The organism is Natronoflexus pectinivorans (assembly GCF_004345615.1).
In the GTDB taxonomy this organism is placed as follows: Bacteria; Bacteroidota; Bacteroidia; order Bacteroidales; family Marinilabiliaceae; genus Natronoflexus; species Natronoflexus pectinivorans.
This window is the reverse complement of the sequence record NZ_SLWK01000016.1, coordinates 12449-33594: the sequence shown is the minus strand read 5'-3', so window position 1 is coordinate 33594 and position 21146 is coordinate 12449. Positions and strand designations below refer to the sequence as shown.

21 protein-coding genes are annotated in these 21146 nt (G+C 39.2%); 5 read left to right on the top strand and 16 right to left on the bottom strand.

Translation table 11 applies throughout. The features are described 5' to 3' along the window. Positions 1 to 650: 650 nt before the first annotated feature. The gene (locus EV194_RS15120) at positions 651 to 1706 is read right to left on the bottom strand and encodes a linear amide C-N hydrolase (protein WP_132435079.1); all 1056 of its coding nucleotides are present in this window, start codon (positions 1704 to 1706) and stop codon (positions 651 to 653) included. Between the two features lie 458 nt (positions 1707 to 2164). Here EV194_RS15120 and EV194_RS15115 point away from each other — a divergent pair, with 458 nt between their 5' ends. Genes EV194_RS15115 through EV194_RS15105 form a run of 3 tightly spaced genes read left to right on the top strand, consistent with a single transcriptional unit; the run spans position 2165 to position 4674 of the window. Beyond that, the gene (locus EV194_RS15115) at positions 2165 to 3241 is read left to right on the top strand and encodes an HlyD family secretion protein (RefSeq protein ID WP_132435077.1); all 1077 of its coding nucleotides are present in this window, start codon (positions 2165 to 2167) and stop codon (positions 3239 to 3241) included. Between the two features lie 5 nt (positions 3242 to 3246). Continuing rightward, positions 3247 to 3987: a polyphosphate polymerase domain-containing protein gene (locus EV194_RS15110; protein WP_132435075.1), complete on the top strand. Its 741-nt coding sequence runs from the start codon at positions 3247 to 3249 to the stop codon at positions 3985 to 3987. Positions 3988 to 4002: 15 nt separating this feature from the next. Beyond that, positions 4003 to 4674, top strand: coding sequence for a DUF4956 domain-containing protein (locus EV194_RS15105; protein WP_132435073.1), 672 nt, complete (start codon positions 4003 to 4005; stop codon positions 4672 to 4674). On the opposite strand, the gene folK is transcribed toward EV194_RS15105, so the two are convergent. The 5 genes from folK to EV194_RS15080 all read right to left on the bottom strand — a co-directional run bounded on the left by folK (position 4671) and on the right by EV194_RS15080 (position 7736). Beyond that, positions 4671 to 5045, bottom strand: a complete 375-nt coding sequence (folK, locus tag EV194_RS15100; RefSeq protein ID WP_132435071.1) for a 2-amino-4-hydroxy-6-hydroxymethyldihydropteridine diphosphokinase — start codon at positions 5043 to 5045, stop codon at positions 4671 to 4673. The two genes, EV194_RS15105 and folK, sit on opposite strands and share 4 nt — an antisense overlap. Positions 5046 to 5055: 10 nt before the next feature. After that, positions 5056 to 5406 (bottom strand): FolB domain-containing protein, encoded by a 351-nt coding sequence (locus EV194_RS15095; RefSeq protein WP_132435069.1) that lies wholly within the window; start codon positions 5404 to 5406, stop codon positions 5056 to 5058. 4 nt (positions 5407 to 5410) lie between these two features. Beyond that, positions 5411 to 6133: an SDR family NAD(P)-dependent oxidoreductase gene (locus tag EV194_RS15090; RefSeq protein WP_132435067.1), complete on the bottom strand. Its 723-nt coding sequence runs from the start codon at positions 6131 to 6133 to the stop codon at positions 5411 to 5413. Between the two features lie 3 nt (positions 6134 to 6136). Then, positions 6137 to 6601: a GAF domain-containing protein gene (locus tag EV194_RS15085; RefSeq protein WP_132435065.1), complete on the bottom strand. Its 465-nt coding sequence runs from the start codon at positions 6599 to 6601 to the stop codon at positions 6137 to 6139. A gap of 616 nt (positions 6602 to 7217) precedes the next feature. Continuing rightward, positions 7218 to 7736: an RNA polymerase sigma factor gene (locus EV194_RS15080; RefSeq protein ID WP_079558109.1), complete on the bottom strand. Its 519-nt coding sequence runs from the start codon at positions 7734 to 7736 to the stop codon at positions 7218 to 7220. A 452-nt stretch (positions 7737 to 8188) separates the two neighbouring features. Between EV194_RS15080 and EV194_RS15075 the strand changes: the two genes are divergently transcribed. Beyond that, entirely contained in the window at positions 8189 to 9424 is a 1236-nt protein-coding gene (locus EV194_RS15075) for a PLP-dependent transferase (RefSeq protein WP_132435063.1), read from the top strand. 5 nt (positions 9425 to 9429) lie between these two features. On the opposite strand, the gene EV194_RS15070 is transcribed toward EV194_RS15075, so the two are convergent. The 3 genes from EV194_RS15070 to EV194_RS15060 form a co-directional block, all read right to left on the bottom strand. Further along, positions 9430 to 10320: a polyphosphate kinase 2 family protein gene (locus EV194_RS15070; protein ID WP_132435061.1), complete on the bottom strand. Its 891-nt coding sequence runs from the start codon at positions 10318 to 10320 to the stop codon at positions 9430 to 9432. Between the two features lie 40 nt (positions 10321 to 10360). Beyond that, a complete protein-coding gene (locus tag EV194_RS15065) occupies positions 10361 to 10969 on the bottom strand; it encodes a lysine exporter LysO family protein (RefSeq protein WP_132435059.1) in 609 nt (202 codons plus the stop codon). A 79-nt stretch (positions 10970 to 11048) separates the two neighbouring features. Beyond that, a complete protein-coding gene (locus EV194_RS15060) occupies positions 11049 to 11336 on the bottom strand; it encodes a LysO family transporter (RefSeq protein ID WP_132435057.1) in 288 nt (95 codons plus the stop codon). A 130-nt stretch (positions 11337 to 11466) separates the two neighbouring features. Between EV194_RS15060 and EV194_RS15055 the strand changes: the two genes are divergently transcribed. After that, positions 11467 to 11724 carry a hypothetical protein gene (locus EV194_RS15055; protein WP_132435055.1) on the top strand — a complete coding sequence of 86 codons (258 nt, stop codon included), beginning with the start codon at positions 11467 to 11469 and terminating at the stop codon, positions 11722 to 11724. Here EV194_RS15055 and EV194_RS15050 read toward each other — a convergent pair. The 7 genes from EV194_RS15050 to EV194_RS15020 all read right to left on the bottom strand — a co-directional run bounded on the left by EV194_RS15050 (position 11721) and on the right by EV194_RS15020 (position 21060). Beyond that, complete coding sequence (locus tag EV194_RS15050; RefSeq protein WP_132435053.1) at positions 11721 to 13433, bottom strand: alanine/glycine:cation symporter family protein; 1713 nt, start codon at positions 13431 to 13433, stop codon at positions 11721 to 11723. The two genes, EV194_RS15055 and EV194_RS15050, sit on opposite strands and share 4 nt — an antisense overlap. A gap of 367 nt (positions 13434 to 13800) precedes the next feature. Further along, positions 13801 to 15018: a glycosyltransferase family 2 protein gene (locus EV194_RS15045; protein WP_132435051.1), complete on the bottom strand. Its 1218-nt coding sequence runs from the start codon at positions 15016 to 15018 to the stop codon at positions 13801 to 13803. Positions 15019 to 15033: 15 nt separating this feature from the next. Continuing rightward, a complete protein-coding gene (locus EV194_RS15040) occupies positions 15034 to 16332 on the bottom strand; it encodes an APC family permease (protein WP_132435050.1) in 1299 nt (432 codons plus the stop codon). Further along, positions 16286 to 17725 carry a sensor histidine kinase gene (locus tag EV194_RS15035; RefSeq protein ID WP_132435049.1) on the bottom strand — a complete coding sequence of 480 codons (1440 nt, stop codon included), beginning with the start codon at positions 17723 to 17725 and terminating at the stop codon, positions 16286 to 16288. Before EV194_RS15035 ends, EV194_RS15040 begins: the two co-directional genes overlap by 47 nt. A 280-nt stretch (positions 17726 to 18005) precedes the next feature. Next, positions 18006 to 20120, bottom strand: coding sequence for a Tex family protein (locus EV194_RS15030; RefSeq protein ID WP_207916083.1), 2115 nt, complete (start codon positions 20118 to 20120; stop codon positions 18006 to 18008). 265 nt (positions 20121 to 20385) lie between these two features. Continuing rightward, entirely contained in the window at positions 20386 to 20754 is a 369-nt protein-coding gene (locus EV194_RS15025; protein WP_132435047.1) for a helix-turn-helix domain-containing protein, read from the bottom strand. A gap of 9 nt (positions 20755 to 20763) precedes the next feature. After that, entirely contained in the window at positions 20764 to 21060 is a 297-nt protein-coding gene (locus EV194_RS15020; protein ID WP_132435046.1) for a type II toxin-antitoxin system HigB family toxin, read from the bottom strand. Positions 21061 to 21146 lie beyond the last annotated feature (86 nt).

Genomic DNA, 21146 nt, shown 5'->3' with positions numbered 1-21146 from the left:
AAAATCTTTCAATTCCATACAATCAGACGGTGCATCCAGCTTTTCACTTATTCGCATTCTATAATTCCCGAATAAAATATGCAGAATAATTAGTGTTACGTTTTTTTATTTTAGTAACACTATGCAAAGATAAAAAAATGATTGCTTATGCAATCATTCAAATCATTAATTTCTAAAATCGGTTTAAGCCTCAAAAAGAGGTTGAATATTATTTACTTTAAATATATCATTATTTTACTTTTTTCGTCTTTTAATTTTACAATTTCCTGTTTCCCAATTGTTGGAGTCGTAATGCTAATTAGTTTTGCAAAGTCAACTTCCTTTTCATTGATGAACAAAAGATAATCCTTAATTGATTATAATCACGCAAAACGAACTCATCTTTGGACTTCTAATCAACCATTCTCATTAGTACACTGAGAACAAATTCTTTTGTGTTGATTTTCACAACTCCACTGTTTTCATTATTATATAACTTGCTTTCTTCAGTATTCTTGATAACTTCAATATGTGCAATATCAATGGGGTCTATTTTTGTTAAATCAAAATCTTTATCTAGGTTTTCGTCAACTCTAATGCAATGTACAAAACAATAATTGCTGAAAGAAAATAGAATACACCTACTTAAAATCTCTTAACCAAATTTTTGTTCACAATCCTAAAAATTGAAATGGTTTGGACTTTTTAAATTTTGCAGAAACTTCGCCTGCATAGGTTTCATTATCTGACAAATCCAATTTTCGTACACCTGCCTTTTCACTAAAATCAATTTTCTTAAGGTCAACCCAAAATGTATTTGGCGTTAATGCCGTTTCAAAGTAATACACCAATTCTTTTTGGTCTGCGACACAGCGCCAACGTGTTGTAGATAAATTTGGGTATCCTTCAATTTCGAAACCATATGGTACTGACACATTTCTAATCACACTAAAAACCCCGGCTACGGCCACTCTTGTATTATCAGTTTGTGGGATGGAGTTTATAAAAAAAGAAGCTCTAACGAAACGGTCAGCTGCTGTTACTGATCCTGGTAGAAAAGTTTTGCCCGGAATATTTTCCCAATATTTAGCTATGGCTAACTGTTGTTCATACGGCGGGTCATTGGTCATCACTGTGTATGATGAGTCGTGGTGTATCACCAATTTCCCTTTGATGTATTCAAGAATGGCATTGTCGCCACTGGCATCCGAAATGGATAAATGCACTGTGGTGAATTTGTCTGTGCCGGGGATAAAATCAGAAACTATAGCAAATGATTCTTTACTTAATTCTTCAACGGCTTCAGCAACGGTTGCAAAATTATCCAATACATATTGTGCCCAAAGAGAAATAGCCATTCCTTTTGTTTCACCTTCCTTATCGAATGTAGGGTAGTTTGATTCAACCAACCAAAGCAAGTTAGCTACCAAACCTTTTTCGTTCAATCCATCGGCAATGGCGATATCCCATGTGCTAACACCTAAACTACCATACTTGGATACCCATTCAATCGAATTTTTACCAACTTCACCGTTTCGTTTCATTCCACGGGGAAATATCCATTGGTTGGCAGGTATTTCTATAGAAAAATCCATAGTCCTTCCTGTTAAAATCGTATTATTTGGTCCTTTGTAGACCACTCTAGTACAAGCTTCTGATTCTATGCTGTAGCCTATTAGCAAACACAAAACCATAGAAATACTTGTAATTTTATTTCTTGTCTTCATTTTATTCCTTTTTTAATTCACACTCATTTAGCTTTTCAGTACGCCCCGCTTTTTTAGTAGTTTTTGGGCTCTATTGCTATTTTAGCATGACTGTCAACTTATTCATAGCACAATTATCGATACAATTCCATTTATCACAAATTAAAAGTAAACAATAAAGACAAGAAACAGAAGAACAATTTGACCAACTACATTTTACGGTCGATTAAAAAGGGATCAACAATGCTGTAACAAGATACCTGGCTTGTTTTTAATTATTTACCGAGGGATCAAATCCGATACATTAAGTTCTATTAGGTTAAAAGAAAAATGGACCCCTCTTCTTCTGGATGGTCATGGATTTAAAAAAATGTAATACAAATTTAACAATTACTTAACATCTATACATGGATATTTGCTTAAGGGAGTATTTTTGACTATTTTCGCATCTCATTAAAATCAAACCACAAACATACGGGATGAATATTGGAAAGGGTCTGAGACCAATTATTGTTATAGTATTTTTTCTACTTTTAATACCAGTAACATTTTATATTAAAATACCGTACACCATTAATACAAATGGGGTTTTGCTGCCCGTAATGGAGTGGCGTTTGGAGAAATCATTTGACGGAACCATTGTAAACACTCTTAAAGATAACAGAACCAACACCATCCCAAAATTCTCAGCCACCGAATTTCAACGTGGCGATCACGTTGAATTCAGGAAGTTTCCCGAGATAAACCAGAGAGGAAAAATTACTGCCGGCGATACCATTGGAAAAATTCATTCTCACCTGGAATATTTCAAGCTTTTGGAGTTAAAAGGCAACCTGGAAGAACAAATGAGGATGAAGCAAATAACCCTAACGGGCGAAACTCCTGAAAGAATTGCAGCTGCTTATCAGCAAATGATTTTGGCTCAAACCGAATACGAAACAGAGAAAAAACTCTGGGAACGGACACAATCCCTCTATGAAGAAAACGTCATTGCACTGCAGGAATATGAACTGGCTCAAAACAGCTACAACATAAAGAAGCAACAAATCAACATAGCCAGAGCCAATTATGAAGTGCTTACATCGGGGGCAAAGCGCGAGGAAGTAGAAAGAGTAGAAGCCGTTATAGGAGCCATCAATGAACAGATTGAAAATGTGAACCAAAGACTTGATGCATTTTTCATCACCTCTCCTATTTCGGGCACAGTTTCTTCAGGAATAAGAAACACAACCAGCAATGAAACCCTCATGCGAGTTATACAAAACCAGCAAATGGTTTTGTTGATGCCTGTTGAAGTTTACAACTTGGACTATGTGACAGATGGAATGGCAGTAATCATTGATAATATAGGAAATTCCATTTCGGGGAATATCATCCATATAGATGATAATATAGAGCATATCAACCAGCGGCAGGCAGTATTTGTGACAGCCATTTTTGAAAATCCAGATGGAGAACTGCGCCCTAACCTGAAAGTAAATGCACGGATCGATTACGGGAATATTTCACTGGCGCAGTACCTAATCAGAATGAGTAAAAACATTTATCACAACTAATTGTAATGCTTAGATACGAGCGTAAATATTTGGTACCGAATGAGCAAATGGATGCATTGCGCAAGCGTTTGATGCCATTTGTAGTGCCCGACAAATATGCTCATCCAAATCAACATGGCTTACATCAATATACTGTCCGCAGCATCTATCTGGACTCTCTGGACATGGAATGCTATACGCAAAAGGACAGTGGAATAAAACTGAGACGTAAACTGCGCATCAGAGGTTATGACACGCTCAATGATAAGAGTAAAGTTATCCTGGAGATTAAACGAAAAATAGGCAATCGCATAAAAAAGCATCGTTCCACTCTTCTTTATAAAGATTTGGAGGATATGATGAAATACTCACGACTGGAAGACTACATCATTACGGGAAGCAGAAAAGAGGCACTGGACGATGCAAAACGTTTTTTCTTCCATTTGAAGAAAAAACAGTACCGCCCCAGTAATCTGATAGTCTATGAAAGAGAAGCATACCAGGGAAAAATAGATGCCGGCGTAAGAATTACATTTGATAAGAACATCAGAAGCAAGGTTTACCCAAAACTTGATGCTTTATACGAAGACAAGCATCTTAAAAGACTGTTTAACAACCACTTTGTTCTTGAAATAAAATATTTCACCAACGAAATGCCCATATGGGCACGTTCGCTGGTACAGGAGTTCAAACTCCGTAACGATGCCATTTCAAAATATACCATTGGATACGATGTAAGCAAGTATAATCGCAAGCTTACCTATTAAAACAACAACATCAGAATGGAAGATATTCAATCGATTTTCACATTTAGTATAACTGCCCGGGATGTATTTGCCAACGTATTGGTGGCAATGACCTGTGGTTTTATTATTGCCTTACTATACAAACACACATATAAAGGATTAAATTATTCTTCGGCATTCACCATCTCTATCATCATGCTGACCATGATCACAGCCATTGTCATCATGGTAATTGGAAACAATCTGGCCAGAGCATTTGGTATGGTTGGAGCCATGTCGATCATACGTTTCAGGACAGCTGTTAAAGACGCATCGGACATCATGTTCATATTTTTTGCGCTGGCGATTGGCCTGGCAGCCGGGGTAAAACTCTATGCCATTGCATTTTTAGGAACGTTTATGGTTGGATCAGCTTATTTACTGGTTACACAGTTTAGCTTTTCCCTTTCGGGGAAAAGAGAATTCTTAATGCACATCACTACCGAAGGCGATGGACTGCCTGAAAATCCCTTTGGAGACTCATTTAAGCAATACTGTAAAACACATAAACTGGTAAATGTTAAAACCATTGGTGACGATTACGACCAAATTATGGAGTACTCCTATTATGTGAATTTAAAAGATCAGCAAAAGGGAAGTGAACTGGTTTCAAAACTCAGAAAAATTGAAGGTGTTCACCAGGTTAACCTGTTCTTTGATGAAGATTAAATACTCTGAAGTTCTTTAACGGCTTCCTGCAAAAACGGACGAGTATGATAGTCATCGTCCACCACTTCATCGTTCCAGATTAAGAGGTCTAAATCAATGTTACGTGGTCCAAACTTAGGAACTGTCCGGTCGCGCCCCATTTCGTTCTCAATCTTTTTAAGAATGATATTCACCTTCTTCTTAGCCTCATTCGTTGTAGCCAAAACAGCACCATTAATGAAATCTTGCTGATCAACAATGCCAATGGGCTTGGTGGTTTGCAATGATGAAACAGACAAAACCTCAAAATGATTCTGCAATTTCCCCAGTGCCACCTTAATATGGTGAAATGGTTCAATGTTGGATCCAATGCTGATGATCATTCTGTTCATGGCGCTTCTCCTACTTAGTTTTTGTTAAAGAAAAAGAGACACTCTCGGCAAAACGCAGGGCGTGCGGCTTATCCACTTCCAGAGAAACTCCTTTTACCCTATCAATTGAAACGATGTATGCCGCAACTTTTTCAGCCACTTTCTCCAACAGGTTAAAATGACCGTTTTCAACCAATCTAATCACCTCTTTGCAAATGGTTCTGTAATTCAATGCCTGATTTGGTTCATCAGACACCTCCTCACCTGCCAAGTCATAATCAATGGTTATATTCAGCAACAAGTCCTGTTTCTTCCCTATTTCATGATCATTGAACCCGATCTGAGTTCTCAACAGTAAGTTTTTGATTTTTATTTGTGCCATTCATTCAGGTTAAATGTGTTCCGGAATCACAAAAGATGATCTGGCCGGTAATGGAATCATTTTCAACCAAAAAATAGACACTTTCCAACAAATTATCAAGTTTTACCTGCTTTTTTAAAGGAGTCTCCTTAATTACTGCATGAAGATAATCATCGGTTTTGCCCGGTGGAGGCAAAACCGGCCCCGGAGCAACAGCATTTACCCGGACATCAGGAGCCCATTCCAATGCAGCCATTTTTGTCAGGTGCATCAGTGCTTTTTTCGATATGCTGTATGCTGCATGCGAAAAACTGTTATCGGTTACCCTTGTATCAATAACATTAACAATAACGCCGGATTTAAAACACTTAACAAAGCTCTGCATCAGAAATAGAGGTGCCTCAAAATTGACGCTCATTTGACTTTTGAGCAGTTCCGGCGTTGTTTCACTCAATAATCCCGGATCAAATACCGATGCGTTGTTAATCACTACATCTATTGAACTCAGTTCTTGTGGTAATTGATTGAAAAACTCTATCAGTTTTTCAGGGAACTCAGACAGATCGCACTGAACAACCGGAAAATGCTGATCAGCAAACAGTCCTGACAACTCCTGCGACAATTCTCTGGCAACATCACTGCTGCGATTATAATGAATCACCACATTCCAACCTTTTTGAGCAAAAAAACGTGAAAGAGCGGCTCCTACCCTTCGTGCTCCTCCGGTAATCAGAACTGTTTTTCTCATATATTACATGTAAATCAATGCAACAATTTTTTCAAGATGTATGCGATCAGTTTCGTCAAACATAGCAAATTCACGACTGTCCACATCCAGAACAGCAACAACTTCGTTGTTGCTGTTTCTTACAGGCACCACAATTTCTGAGTTGCTCAGTGACGAACAGGCAATGTGACCTGGAAATTGATGAACATCCTCAACAACGACCGATTCCCCTGAGTTGATGCCGGCCCAGCAAACCCCAGTATTCTTTTTAAGTTTGAGGCAAGCAATCGGCCCCTGGTAAGGACCAACAATCAATTCTCCCGCATCAAGAAAATAAAATCCGGTCCAGAAATAACCTTTCATTTTATGATGCAGTAACGCAGTGATGGTTGACATACGCGAAACCGGATTGTTCACAGGTAAAACCAATTCTTTTATTTGATCATACAAGCGATTGTATCGCCCTGTTTTAGATTTATCAGTGCTCATTTATGTGGTTGTTATTATTAATTTAAGTTTCGCACTTGTAATTCTCACTATATTCAACCTTTTTCAGGGTTGCCCCTGAATATAAAATCTACCTTTAGCCCCGGGTTAGCACCCGCGACTATTTACATTTAAGCCTTTCATGTGTCTATAATTTGTTTTTCATTGGCCACATGGAACTCGCTTTTCAGTCACTTTCCTGTGTGAGAAATACTTTATTATGGCTCCTTTCAGGCTTTAAACCACGAATGTGGTTGAACTTGAATAACCATAAAGAAATTTACGACTGACTGATAATCAACGGGTTCAGAACCCTAAAAGGGTTAAACTTGTTTAATTTACAGCAAATTAGCTATAATGCGAAACTTGAGTTATTAATTTTAAAACTTATAACCAAAGATAAGATAAGAACAGATAAATTCATGCTTCTGTTGAGAAGAATAATGAAGGAAGAAGGAGTTTAATAAGGTTCGTTTATTTTCAAATAAACCACTATAAAAAAACAACCGGTTTCGACCTTTGTCAAAACCGGTTGTTCACTCATCTACTAAACCTAAACCCAAAACTATGCAAATTTAACGAATTAAGTTCTTTATTACCTAATTATTTTTTAAAAAAATTAATAGACATAGCTTCCTTCACGATCTTTTAACATTTCCTGCAACTTCTTGCGGGTGAAGAAAATTCTGCTTTTCACTGTACCTATCGGTAAATCAAGCTGTTCGGCAATTTCTTTATACTTATAACCATCTGTATGCATTTTGAAAGGAATACGAAATTCATCTTCCAACTGGTCAATGTAGCGATTCATTTCAGTAACACTGTGAACCATCTCAGGGGTTTCAGATGCATAATTACTACGGTAAGCTAACCTGTTGGCATCGTCTCCACCATCAAAAGTGTTTTTTGTTTTTTGATTACGGCGGTAATTATTTATAAAAGTGTTTTTCATGATAGTAAACACCCATGCTTTGAAATTGGTATTGGCCGTAAACTGATTCCGATAGGTTAAAGCCTTCAAGATGGTTTCCTGCAATAAATCCTGTGCATCTTCATCGTTGGCTGTTAAACTTAATGCGAAATAACGCAACTTGTCCTGTAGTCCTAATAAATGGTTGTTAAATTGAATTGTCGTCATGGCTGAAGATTTTTTTTGGTTTATTTTTGTATAACAAATGTATGAAATATATAAACACATGCAAATAGTTTTGCAACTTTTTTTTATATAAATTAGACTGATTACAAATAGTCATCGCTTATAAGTATTGATAATCAGCTCTCATACAAACAAACAGCGATGCAACACGGCTTTCGATGTTAACACAACGTTAAACAATTCAAATTCTCTCATAAACAATAATCACATTCTATTATTCTATTACCTATTTTCCTGTTTAGCAGAGTATTTCAACTATCAAAATGAAAATAAAGCACCTCCAAAACAAAAAGAATCCGATTTGAAGAGTCCTTAAAATTGAAAAATGAAGGAAAATAAATACCTTTACAATCAATTTATTGCGAGCTATACCATTAGCGGCTTTTAGAATGATTCAACCTGTATAGAAAGAAATAAAGACATTAGATAAAAACATGAGACATATTTCATCAAAACTAATCCACGGCACAACCGGAAAAGAAGACCAGCAACACAGAAGTCTGAAAACTCCAATATATCAGACAGCTTCCTATGATTTTGAATCGGCAGAAGATGCTGAAAAGGCTTTTCGTGGCGAGAGTGACGCATATATATACTCCCGCATAGGAAATCCCACCGTGACTGAACTTGAAAAAAGGCTTGCTCTATTCAGTAACGCAGACAATGCACTCTGCGTTAGTTCTGGAATGGCGGCCGTATCAAATGTATTCCTGACGTTATGTAGCAGTGGCGATAATATTATTACGTCTCCTTATCTTTTTGGTAATACCTGGTCGTTTTTTGCAAAGACCCTGAAAGAGTTCAACGTTGAAGTGCGATTCGTCAATCTGGAGAACCCAGAAGAAATAGAAGGTAATATTGACCGCAATACGCGGGCAATATTTATGGAAGTACTGACCAACCCACAATTGATCGTGTACGACTTTAAGGCAATTTCTGACATCGCTTCTAAAAAAAACATCCCTTTGATTGCTGACAACAGCGTACTTACCCCCTATATTTTTGAAAGTAAAAATCTCGGGATTGACATTGAGATTTTTTCAAACACTAAATTCGTTTCAGGTGGAGCCACTTCCATTGGTGGCACAATACTTTGCTACCCATCGGATAAATGGGCATCTGTTCCCAAGCTTGCAGAGCAATATGAGAAATTTGGTCAGGAGGCATTCTATAAACGTATGCACAAGGAGATTTACAGAAATACCGGAGCCTGCCTCTCTCCCAACAGTGCATTCTTGCAACTGCTTGGTTTGGAAACCATCACCCTGAGGATTGACAGAATATGCGAAAATGCGCTTAGAACTGCTGAATTCCTTAGCAAGTCAGAAAAAGTGCAGCACGTGGATTACCCTGCATTAAAAGGTGCTAAATACCATGATCTAACCCAAAAATTCCTTAAAGGAAAGTCTGGGTGTTTAATCAATGTGGAACTTGATGGCAAAGAGAACTGTTTCCGGTTTATGAACAACCTTAAAATGATCAAGCGCGGCACCAACTTTTGCGACAATAAATCGATGATCATACATCCTGCTTCTACTATATTCTGGGATACTCCGGCAATAGAGAAAGCGTTGATGAAAATCAATGACAACATGCTGCGACTCTCTGTTGGGCTGGAAGATGTAAATGATATTATTGATGACATCCAACAGGCACTTGGTACATTATAAACAGTCTAATCTTCTCTTTCCAGGCACTTACGTGCCTCTTCCAAACGGGCGCGCTCTTTGTCACCTATTTGAGGATACTTTAATGGCAGTTGAGCCAGTTTATTGGTAATAATATTGCTCACCACCATGCGCATGAACCATTTTTTGTCGGCAGGAACTACATACCATGGAGCGTAATTGGTACTAGTTGCCGAAAGCATCTCGGAGTATGCATGCATATATTTGTCCCAGTGTCTGCGTTCTTCAGCATCAGACATGGAAAATTTCCAGTTGCGCGCAGGGTCTTCAATGCGCTTCATAAAGCGCTTTTTTTGCTCATCCCTAGAAACATTAAGAAAAAATTTCAGCACCATTGTCCCGCTAGCAGTTAAATGCTTCTCGAGGTTATTGATTTGTTGGAAGCGATTTTGCCAAAATTGATCGTTCACATCTTCAACCTGGTCAATGCCGGGCAAATTTTGTCTGAGCAAAAATTGCGGGTGCACCCTTACCACCAGAACCTCCTCATAGTATGAACGGTTAAAGATTCCTATGTATCCTTTGGCAGGTAACTTCTTATATATTCGCCATAGAAAATCGTGCTTCAATTCGAGTTCCGTTGGCGATTTAAAACTTGAAACCTGGGTTCCCTGAGGATTTACACCTGAAATGACATGCTTAATGGTACCATCTTTGCCGGCAGCATCCATGGCCTGAAAAATAATTAACACTGAATATTTATTTCCGGCATATAGCTTGTCCTGTAGCTCCCGCATGGTTTGAATATTGGAAAGAACCTCACTCTCTGCATCGGATTTATTATAAAATCCTGCTGAATAAGAAGTGTCAAAGTCACTGACTTTGACACGAGAACCAGGCTTGACCTGAAAGTGTGTGTCAAGATGATATTTTTCCATAACTGATATTTTTATCCTCAATTTAAGAAAAAACCATCAGTCATGAAAAGAAAATAAGTAAAAAAGGGACTAAAACAGGAACCAAAAGGCTTAATACAATACCACTGAGTATGGCTATTACGGTCATCTCCTTCCCCGAAAAACGAACAATAACAGGCAAGGTGGTGTCCATGGCTGTGGCACCTCCGGAAGCAATAATGGAGAAACGACCGAACAGTTTCACCAAAAAAGGAGCCATGACCAAAGTGAATACCTCTCGAAAGATGTTGGCCAAAAGAGCTACAACCCCGGCCTCATCGCCACGAATGCCACTAATAAGAATTGCAGATAAACTATAGTATCCAAAACCTGCACCAATGGCCATGGCTGTTCCGTGGCTGATTTGATGGATAAAGAGGGAGACGATTACTGCACCTGCTAAACTCCCAAGAATAACGCCAACAGGAACAAGCAGATGAACCAGTTTCATACGACGAAAAATTTCGCTCATGGATTTATCACTTCCAACACTGATTCCAACAATCAACATCAGTAAATAAAGTGCATAAGTTGAAAGAGATTCATTAAGCATCCACCGGGGAAGTAAACCGGATAATGCCAAAATTATTCCCAATGCAAAAAAAGATAGAATGATGATACTGCTTCTCATCTCATTAATAGTTCGTCTTTAAGTAAACCGTAACCTCAGATATCGTTGATAGTTTGTTTGTAGGAACTTTTTTTATTAATTACGAAAGGCGATTGTTTTTGTGAAATAAAAGCATCAATAATGCAACAACCACCACACTTCCGATCACTGCTCCCACAGACAACAGAAACGCCTGCAACCCCAGTTGTGGAATATTTTCTATAACATCGGGGTTGTTTCCCACAGAGATTCCCAGAAAAAACAACAGCAAATAGACTGCCCACATCATAAAGAGTGAGGCTCTTTTCCTCACTACTGAATATGATTTAAAAAACCGACCGGCAATCAGCCCAACAAGAAACAACCCGATAACGACTACAACACTCATAATATCAATACACTAACACACATAAAATAAAATTGAATTAAAGTTTTTTTTAAAAGATTACAACTATTTGGCGCAACCTTTGCTATGACCATCATCGTATAGTTATAGTCATAAACGAAAACCTTATACCATGATCAAGTTCATTAAACTTTTTGCATATTTAGCAATTATAGGCGGGATAGCAAAATTTCAGCAAAATGGAGATGCTAATGCAGACAACAACATAACTCCATCAATTAAAGAACAAGCCTCAACCCAAAACTCTTCCATCATGGCAATCACCAATATCTCATACCGAAATCCATTGGTATTCCAGACATTGATAATCTCCAATGAAACAGAAACAGAATCAGTATCTGACTCGCTTGCTATGAAATTCAATCATTAGTATTTTGGGGCTTTCTCATCGGGAAACCTTTCTGCGTATTCCTTCCAGAAGCTCTTCACCTCACTCTTTACTTCCCGGTGCAATATAAGAATTCCGATTAGGTTTGGAATGGTCATTAAAGCGATGGTTATTCCGGAAAACACCCAAACAATGGAAGTATCAACAAAAGAAGCAACAAAGAAACCTACAACATAAACCAGTTTATACCAAATAACAGAGTTCATTCCAAACAGGTATATCATAGCTCTTTCGCCATAATAACTCCACGAAATGGCAGTAGAAAAAGCAAACAACAACAATCCTATTGAGACGATGTATTTTCCATATTCTCCAAGCCAACTGCGGGAGAATGCAATGGTTGTTAGAGGTGCACTATGAATGAGCGACTCTCCAAATACCCTGACGCCTTCAGGTGGCGACATTCGCCCCCTAACAACAGGAACTTCACCAGTCCATGGCATGTTGCCCTGAATCAAAAATACATTTTCAGCCAATGAGCGGGCATGAATAATGGATACTTCATCAAAAATTTGCCCCTCAGTCACTTTCAAGTTTCCTGTAAACAGTGGCAACGACTTTTTACCATTAACATGTGCGCCAAGTAGTTGACGGTCGGATTCATTACCATCGTCATAAAATCCTTCAACCACGGCCAAATCGGCCATTTGGAACAGGTTTTCATGTTTTTCCTGCCACACCCCGGAAGCCAAAAGCGTCATTCCGGTTAGCATGCAGATGATGATGGTATCGATAAACGGTTCCAACAAAGCCACCATCCCTTCAGAAACAGGCTCATGAGCACGTGCGGCAGCATGTGCAATGGGTGCAGAACCCTGACCTGCCTCGTTGGAGAATAATCCTCGGTTTACTCCCCGGTTAAATGCAAAAGCAACAGAGGCTCCCAAAAATCCGCCGGTTGCTGATGAACCGGTAAACAGATCGGCAAAAATAGCCACCATGGATGGCCAAATATTCTCATAATTATAGATAATAACCAGAAATGCTCCCAGAAAATAGATGATAGCCATTACCGGAACCAGAGTTTGGGTAACTTTTGCAATTCTTTTAATCCCTCCTACAATTACAAAAGCCAGCAAAACAGCCAAAACGGCACCAGTAAGCATATGCGGGATAGAGAAAGTTTCCCACAGAGAGTTGGATATGCTGTTGATTTGGGGTAAGCTGCCTGTTCCGAAAGAAGAAAATACAGTTGCCACAGCAAAAACAATGGCCATCCATTTACCAAAATTGAGCCATTTTCCCGAAGGAAGTTTAATGTTTAGCCGTTTTTTCATATAATACATCGGCCCTCCGGCAATGGTGCCATCTTCGGCTTTTTCACGGTGTTTATGTGATAAAGTAACCTCTACAAATTTGGTCGTCATCCCGATTAATGCTGTCACAAGCATCCAAAACAAGGCAGCCGGCCCTCCAAGATGAACAGCCAGTGCAACCCCAGCGATGTTTCCGGTACCAACGGTACCGGACAGAGCGGTTGTTAATGCCTGAAAATGACTGGTGTCGCCTTCATCTCCATCCCTGTCGAATTTTCCCTTCACCATTTTAATGGCGTATTTGAAAAAACGAATTTGAGGAAAAACAAGATATATTGTAAAAAAAAGACCAGTACCAAGTAGAAGAAATACAAACCATTGTCCCCCACCAATATAGGAATCAAGAATGGATAAAAAGTCGTTAAGTTTTTGCATAATTGATCGATTAAATCATAATACGAACAGGTTTGCTAAAATCTACAAACACAAATAAAATTGAACTCCATCAAAGGAGTTTTCCCGAAATCGGGAAAAACAAATTCTGGTTTATCTGCATAAAACCAGAAAATTCAAAATTGTTATCCAATGTCGTTTAGTTAAGCGAAAAAACCTGGCAGGCTTTTTCCGTTAACTATTGATATTATTTCTTTTATCATCCTGTCCTAATAAGAATATCGAAACCTGTCAGGTCTTAACTAAACGATATCGAATTGTTATTTCAAATAAGGGAAGAGCTGGATTTTATAAGTACCCGTACTCTTTCTCCAACAAAAATAAGTTTTTATTGCAAAAAAACTATCATTTAGCTTTCAACTTTGAAGTCGATCAACGAAAACACATAAGTTCTTCGTGAAGCAGAGACAGGATAAAGCAAGTTGCGGCGATCGTGGGTCAGCATCAAAACATCCCTGTCATACTCATTTTTCACAATGGTTCTGATCACAAAATCTGCTGAATAGGAAGAGAAGTCAAACAACATATTCCCCGAAAGATTATTTTCCATTTGGGTTGGAGCATTAACAATTTGATGTTCGTCTTCAGCAAGGATTTGTTTCGGAATAAGGCTTGATATATTCTCTGTTGTTGAGAAAATCATGAACTTCCCCTTTAAAGGAAAAATGGTTTTCTGTTTTGCAAGGCGTTTCGAAATGAGCAAACGCAGGGTTGATAGAAGTCGGGAACCCAAAATAAGCAGCTTTACCAAAACCTTGAAAAAAGGATTGCGTTTTGAACCAAAATGGATATCATAGAAAATTTCCATGGCTTCATAAAAGACACGTAAATAGCGAGAATCGCGGGCTGTACTTTCACCCTTAAAATGGATGATGGTGATGTCAGGGTTATAATAGACATCAAAACCAGCTTCCTTTATTCGCCAGGAGAGGTCGATATCTTCACCATACATAAAAAATCGCTCATTAAACCCTCCGCATTTCTCGATGGCTTCTCTGCTTAGTACCATAAAGGCGCCCGACAGAATCTCAATTTTATTTACGGCATCTATCGGTAAGTGTCCCAAATAATAACCGGCGAATCGTTTTGAATCAGGAAACCATTTAGCCAAACCCAACATCCGGTATGCAGATCTTGAAAATGTGGGTAACCCACGTTTTGATTCAGGTAAATATCGCCCATTGCCATCAATCATTTTCACCCCCATAGCGCCACAATTGGGATGAAGCTTCATAAAATCAAGAACCTTCTCCACCACATCTTCGGGTACTACAGTATCGGGGTTGAGCATCAGAAAAAACTCTCCCTTTGCGGCAGCCATGCCCTGATTGCATGCCACGCCAAAACCGGGATTATGCTGATTCCGGATTAATTTTATTTTCGGAAAAAAAGAGGAGATATAATCAACAGTACCATCGGTACTGTTGTTATCCACAACAATCACTTCACATTCTGAATGTGGCTTCCTTAACAAAGAGGACAGTGTTAATCCGATAAAAGGTTTTGAATTATAGGAAACAATAACAACAGATAATAATGGCTTAACTTGATTTTCCGGCTCTGTCATCAAAAATTGATTTATTTAATTTGGTCTCTTAACTAAACGCAATAAAAAGTATATGATTGTCAATGTGACTACAAAAAGCACCATCCCAACCTTTTCACTATAATCAAGATTAGATAAAAACCATACAATGATGGCCACAGACAGAACCGGCACCGTGTATCCGCCGGGGATTACAAATTTGGCTTTTCTTAAATTTCCATTGTTATTCATCCTAAGCTTTATCACCGATAAAGCAACTCCCAGGTAAACCAGTAATATGGAGGCTCCGGAAATAATCGCCAGTTGTCGGAAACCACCAAGAACTGCCAAAGTAAAACCAATGGCTGCATAAACAACAATGGCAATGTGTGGTGTTGAGTATCTGGCATGAATTCTGGAAAGCCATCCCGATGGAATGACCTTGTCTTTGGCTGCACCAAATAATACCCTTGGCATGCTCAAAACTTCCCCGCTTAAATTCCCAAACATGGAAACTGCAGCACCGATGGTCATGATGGTAAAACCCCACGGACCAATAATCTGGTATGCAACCTGAGCCAACGGTGTTTCAGGATTTGTTACCAATTCAGAACCCAACACTCCTTGCGATACCATTTGAATGAGCATATACAATAGAAGAACACCCAATATGCCGACAAATATGCCACGGGGAACGGTTTTAGAAGGATTTTTAACCTCTCCGCTGACTGCCAAACCTGATTCTCCACCTTGAAATGCAAAGAAAAGTATGAGAGCCATCTCCCCCACACTTCTAATTCCTGGGGTAAATTCCCATTTCAGGTTTTCCATTGAAACCTCTCCCCAACCTAACACAACCAGCAGAATTAATGGTGCCAGTTTTGCAATGGTAATGAACTTGATGAGCCCAATTCCTTGTTTCACTCCAAGCACATTAACAAATGCCAATCCACCAAAAACCATCAGAAAAAACAGAATTCTGACAATCTCCTCACCAAAAAACGGAGAAACGGAAGCCAATATTCCTACCAGAGCATTGGCTACAGCAGCATCGGCAGCAATACAGGAACTCAAAAAAAGGATGGCTGTTAAAAAACCGGCATACTTGCCAAATGCCACTTCAATATAAGTATAAGCACCACCACTGTTGGTAACTTTACTACCTACCTCGGCAAAGCAGAGCATAATTAGCAAAATCAAGACCCCGCAAAACAGATATGCCAAAATACTGGCAGCACCTAATCCGGCTGCTACAATGGCCGGCAATACAAATATTCCGGCTCCTACAATGATGTTAATAAGGTTGGCACTAAGCCCCCAAACCCCGATCTCTCTTCTGAGCTTCTCCTGCGTCATTATTATTCTCTGACTTTTCTATTGGCAAATATACATTCACAGTGGTACCTTTCCCCACTTTACTCTCAATTTCAATGTCACCCCCGTTCTTTTCAACAAACTCCTTACAAACTACTAATCCCAAACCTGAACCAGTCTCCTCAGCCGTTCCTTGAGAAGAGAGATTCTTCTCGAAGCTAAAAATCACCCTGATTTTAGAAGCACTGATGCCGATGCCTTCGTCAATAACAGATAGCTTAATCCTCTCTCCTGAAACTTCACTTTTTACAGTAATCGTTCCGCTGGGGTGAGAAAACTTCATGGCATTGCAGACAAGGTTGCGAACAATTATGGAAAACATTGAGGGATCTGCATAAACAAAAACTCCTTCCTCCACTTCATTGACCAACTGCAAAGATTTATGCATGGTATTTACCTGCAAAACCTTAAAAACTTTATCGATCGAATCCTTAACTTCTACATTCGATGGGTTTACCTTAATTTCTCCGGATTGATTCATTGCCCAAGACAATAAATTGTCCGTTAAACTTAACAGGGAATTGGAAGACTCATGAATCTCCCCTGCATAATTTTTAACTTCCTCTTTGCTGAAACCATTACCATCCCTCATCAAAACTTCGCTCAATCCCATCAATCCAGTAAACGGACTCCGCAAATCATGTGCTACGATAGACAAAAACCTGTCCCGTAACCTCACTACACTCTTTAACTCATCCTCTGAACGGGTCAATTTATCATTGACTTCATTCAAGTGTCGGTTTCGAACTTCAGCTTGTTGGTACAATTTATCGGTGGTCTCTTTTTCTTTTTCGAGCAGCATGCTTGATTTAAAGGCTTTTAGTCTTAACTCTTGCTGAATGGTATTTACCATGAATCCCAGTATTACGATGGGATAAATATTAACAAGTATCAAATACTGATCGCTTCCGGCTCTGAATACCATTTTCCATAACCAGGTAAAAACAATAAGAGGCACAAAATACAGAAGAGCTGACTTTATAATGGTTGTTTTAATCTCCATGGAGATTAAAAAAATAATCAGGATGGTTCCCGTGGCATGAGCGGCAAGATGATCACAATTTAAATGAACCAGACATTTGGCGTACATCATGACCGCCAGTGATGCAAGCATGACATTATACAAAACCTTTCGAAAAGCTGCGTGAGATGGACGATTTAACCAAACGAAAAACAACAAAACCAACATCAACCCCAGAGGCAATAAGCGGGTATAAAATGCCTGAATGTTATTCAGCTCATAAATATCAGACCAACCAAAATAAAGAAGGACTAGAATTCCAATTACAAGTTTTAAACCAAGCTTTTGGTTAACCAATTCTATTAAATGCTCCTTAAATCCTGTACTAAGTTCTCTGTCGCTTAATGAAACCATTCAGTTACACTTTGAATGAGGATAATATTGAGTGATAAATTCGCATCAGTCTTTTTGAAGTATAGAAACAAGGCAGATAGATTAGATGTGATGAGATTGCCTGATATTAAAAGATCCAACTTTCATATTCTTTCGGCAAATCTCACTCTAAACTTCTAATAAGTCATTTCAATATACAACGAAAAGCCTCTTAATGCCGTTTTAATACCATGGGGGAATTAAAACATTCCGCAAAATATAAAAAATAGTCAATAATATCCAGTTTACATTAACCATGAGATTAAAATCTCATGGTCAGCTGTATCCGTTTTCTTGCTGTGTCAACTTCAAGCACCCTAACTTTAACGTGCTGATGAAGGGATACCACTTCATTGGGATCAGAAATAAATTTGTCGGCCAACTGACTGATATGGACCAATCCATCTTGTTTAACACCCACATCCACGAATGCTCCAAAATTGGTTATGTTGGTGACAATTCCCGGCAGTTCCATGCCTTGTTTCAAGTCTTCGATGGTTCTTACATCAGGTAAAAACTCAAAAACCTTGATTTGCTGTCGCGGGTCGCGTCCCGGTTTCTCTAACTCAGAGATGATATCGGACAGAGTCGGCATTCCGGTTTTATCTGTTACATATTTTTTCAGGTCAATCTTTTTCCGCAAAGAGGGATCTTTGATTAAATCTGAAACGTTGCAATTAAGATCCGCAGCCATTTTTTCAACCACACCATACGATTCAGGGTGAACCGCAGAGTTATCAAGAGGATTGGCTGCTCCACCAATTCTTAAAAATCCGGCACACTGCTCGTATGCCTTGGCACCAAGCCGGGGAACTTTTTTGAGTTCATTGCGCGATTTAAAAGTTCCGTTTTCGGTGCGGAAATCCACAATGTTCTTAGCCAGTTGAGGACCAAGACCAGAAACGTAAGTCAGCAGGTGATGACTGGCCGTATTGAGCTCAACACCAACAAGGTTTACAGACGATTCCACCACCTGATCCAGAGAACCTTTAAGTTTTGTTTGATCCACGTCGTGCTGATATTGTCCCACGCCAATGGATTTTGGATCAATTTTAACCAGTTCTGCCAACGGATCCATTAATCTGCGTCCAATGGAGACTGCTCCTCGCACTGTAACATCATAGTCGGGAAACTCATCCCGTGCCACTTTACTGGCACTGTAAACCGAAGCACCGTCTTCACTTACAACAAAAACCAAAACCTCCTGTTTCAGGCGCATATTGCGAATAAACGACTCCGTTTCGCGGGATGCTGTTCCATTGCCAATGGCAATGGCTTCTATTTTATAAGCCTCAACCAAAGTGTCAATTTTGCGGTAAGCTTGTTTTTGCTCATTTTGGGGAGGATGGGGATAAATGGTTTCGTTGTGCAGCAAATTACCTTGTGCGTCCAGACAAACCACCTTACAACCGGTTCGGTATCCCGGGTCAATGGCAAGCACCCGTTTCTGTCCAAGCGGAGAAGCCAGCAGCAACTGCCGCAAATTGGCCGTAAATACCTGAATGGCCTCCTCCTCAGCCTTTTCTCTGAAAAGTGAAGCGGTTTCATTCTCTATGGATGGAGCCAAAAGGCGTTTATAGCTGTCTTCGACGGCCAATTCTACCTGGTGAGCAGCTTCGTTGCGTCCTTTCACGAACATTCGTTGCAGCCGTTCAATGGCGCCTTCCGATTCAGGAGCGATGGAAACTTTAAGAAAGCCTTCCTTTTCTCCCCGGCGCATGGCCAGTAACCGGTGCGAACGGCACCGGTTTAATGGTTCCGAAAACTCGAAATAGTCCCGGTATTTAGCCGCTTCCTCTTCTTTACCTTTTACCAGTTTTGAGCTGATAACGGCTTGCCTTTCAAAAATATTTCGAATGGTTTCACGTGCCCTGATGTCCTCACTCACCCATTCGGCAATGATATCCCTTGCTCCCTGCAACGCCTCATCCACATCGGGAACCTCATCGTTCAAAAACTCAACCGCCTTGCTTTCAACGTCCCTCTCCTGCTGGTTCATCAGAATCTCCGCAAAAGGCTCAAGACCCTTCTCCCGTGCTTTAACAGCCCGGGTTTTTCGTTTTGGCTTATAAGGCAGGTAAACATCCTCCAGCTCAGTGGCATCCCATGTGGCTTCAATGCGTCTGCGAAGCTCATCGGTTAACTGCCCCTGCTCTTCAATGGTATTTAAAATGGTTTGACGGCGTTTCTCAATTTCCTGATACTTCTCGTACTTTTCCTTTATTTCACCCAAAACAACTTCATCGAGGCTGCCGGTCATCTCCTTGCGGTAACGACTGATAAATGGTATGGTGGCTCCTTCATCCAGAAGCGATAAAGTATTGGTTACCTGCTGTTGAGAAATATTTAAATCGGTGGAAATTAATTTTGAAAACATAGGAATGGTAAGTGATTATTTAGTTTAATATTTAAACACACTATTACATATACAGAACCACAACTGACCGGCTAATTAATTTAGATTTATCGGACAACAGCGATACAGAACCTTAACATTAATACAAACCTCTTAAATTACAAATACCAACTCACTTAACATAGGAATCAATATGGGGATTGGCCATTAATAATTCGGAATCAGAATTTGAGAATGTCATTGATGCCACATCATTAGCTAGAGCTAATAAAGCCAATTAAACCACCTACCGTAAAAGCTGGTAATCTGAAATCAACAATTCTGGTGAAAGATTTAGTTTTCTTGTGAGATTTCGAATCATTTCTAAAGTCAATTTCCTTTTTTTTCTTAGTATTTCTGAGACCCTGCTTTTTCCTCCAATTTCAGCAACCAAATCAACCTGCTTGAGTTGCATTTCCTCCATCCGAATCTTGATTGCTTCAATTGGATCCGGAGTCTCAATTGGATAATGTTTCTTTTCGTATTCGTCAATTAAGAGCCCCAATACATCAGCTTCATCACTTTCAGAAGAACCGATTGGTGCGTCAAAAATCTCCTCAAGTCTTTTTAGCGCATTTTGTAAATCAGCATCTGTTTTTATTGGCCTTAGTTCCATTTTTATAGATTAAATTGTATTTGCGTCAATCTTGTCATAATCCGCATGAGTCCCAATAAATCTGACAAAAACCCATTGCTTCTCAAAGTTGAATTTTGCGACTAGTCGATAAGAGTTTCCTTTGATATTGAATACAATTCTGCTCTCTTTCAATATACTGGCATTGGCATAACTCCCTTTCAATTCATTGGGATTCTTCCAATCACTGTTCATGGTCGTGTTGTACCATGTTTTCAGATATTGTTCCGAATCAGGATGTCTCTCCCAAAACTCTCTCAAAGTGCTTTTCGCAAAAACCCTTTCCATTACCTTTGATGATTAATGCAAAGATATAAAACAAATTCCCAAAACGGGAACTTCTTCTTATTTAATTTAAAAATATGAAGTCTCAA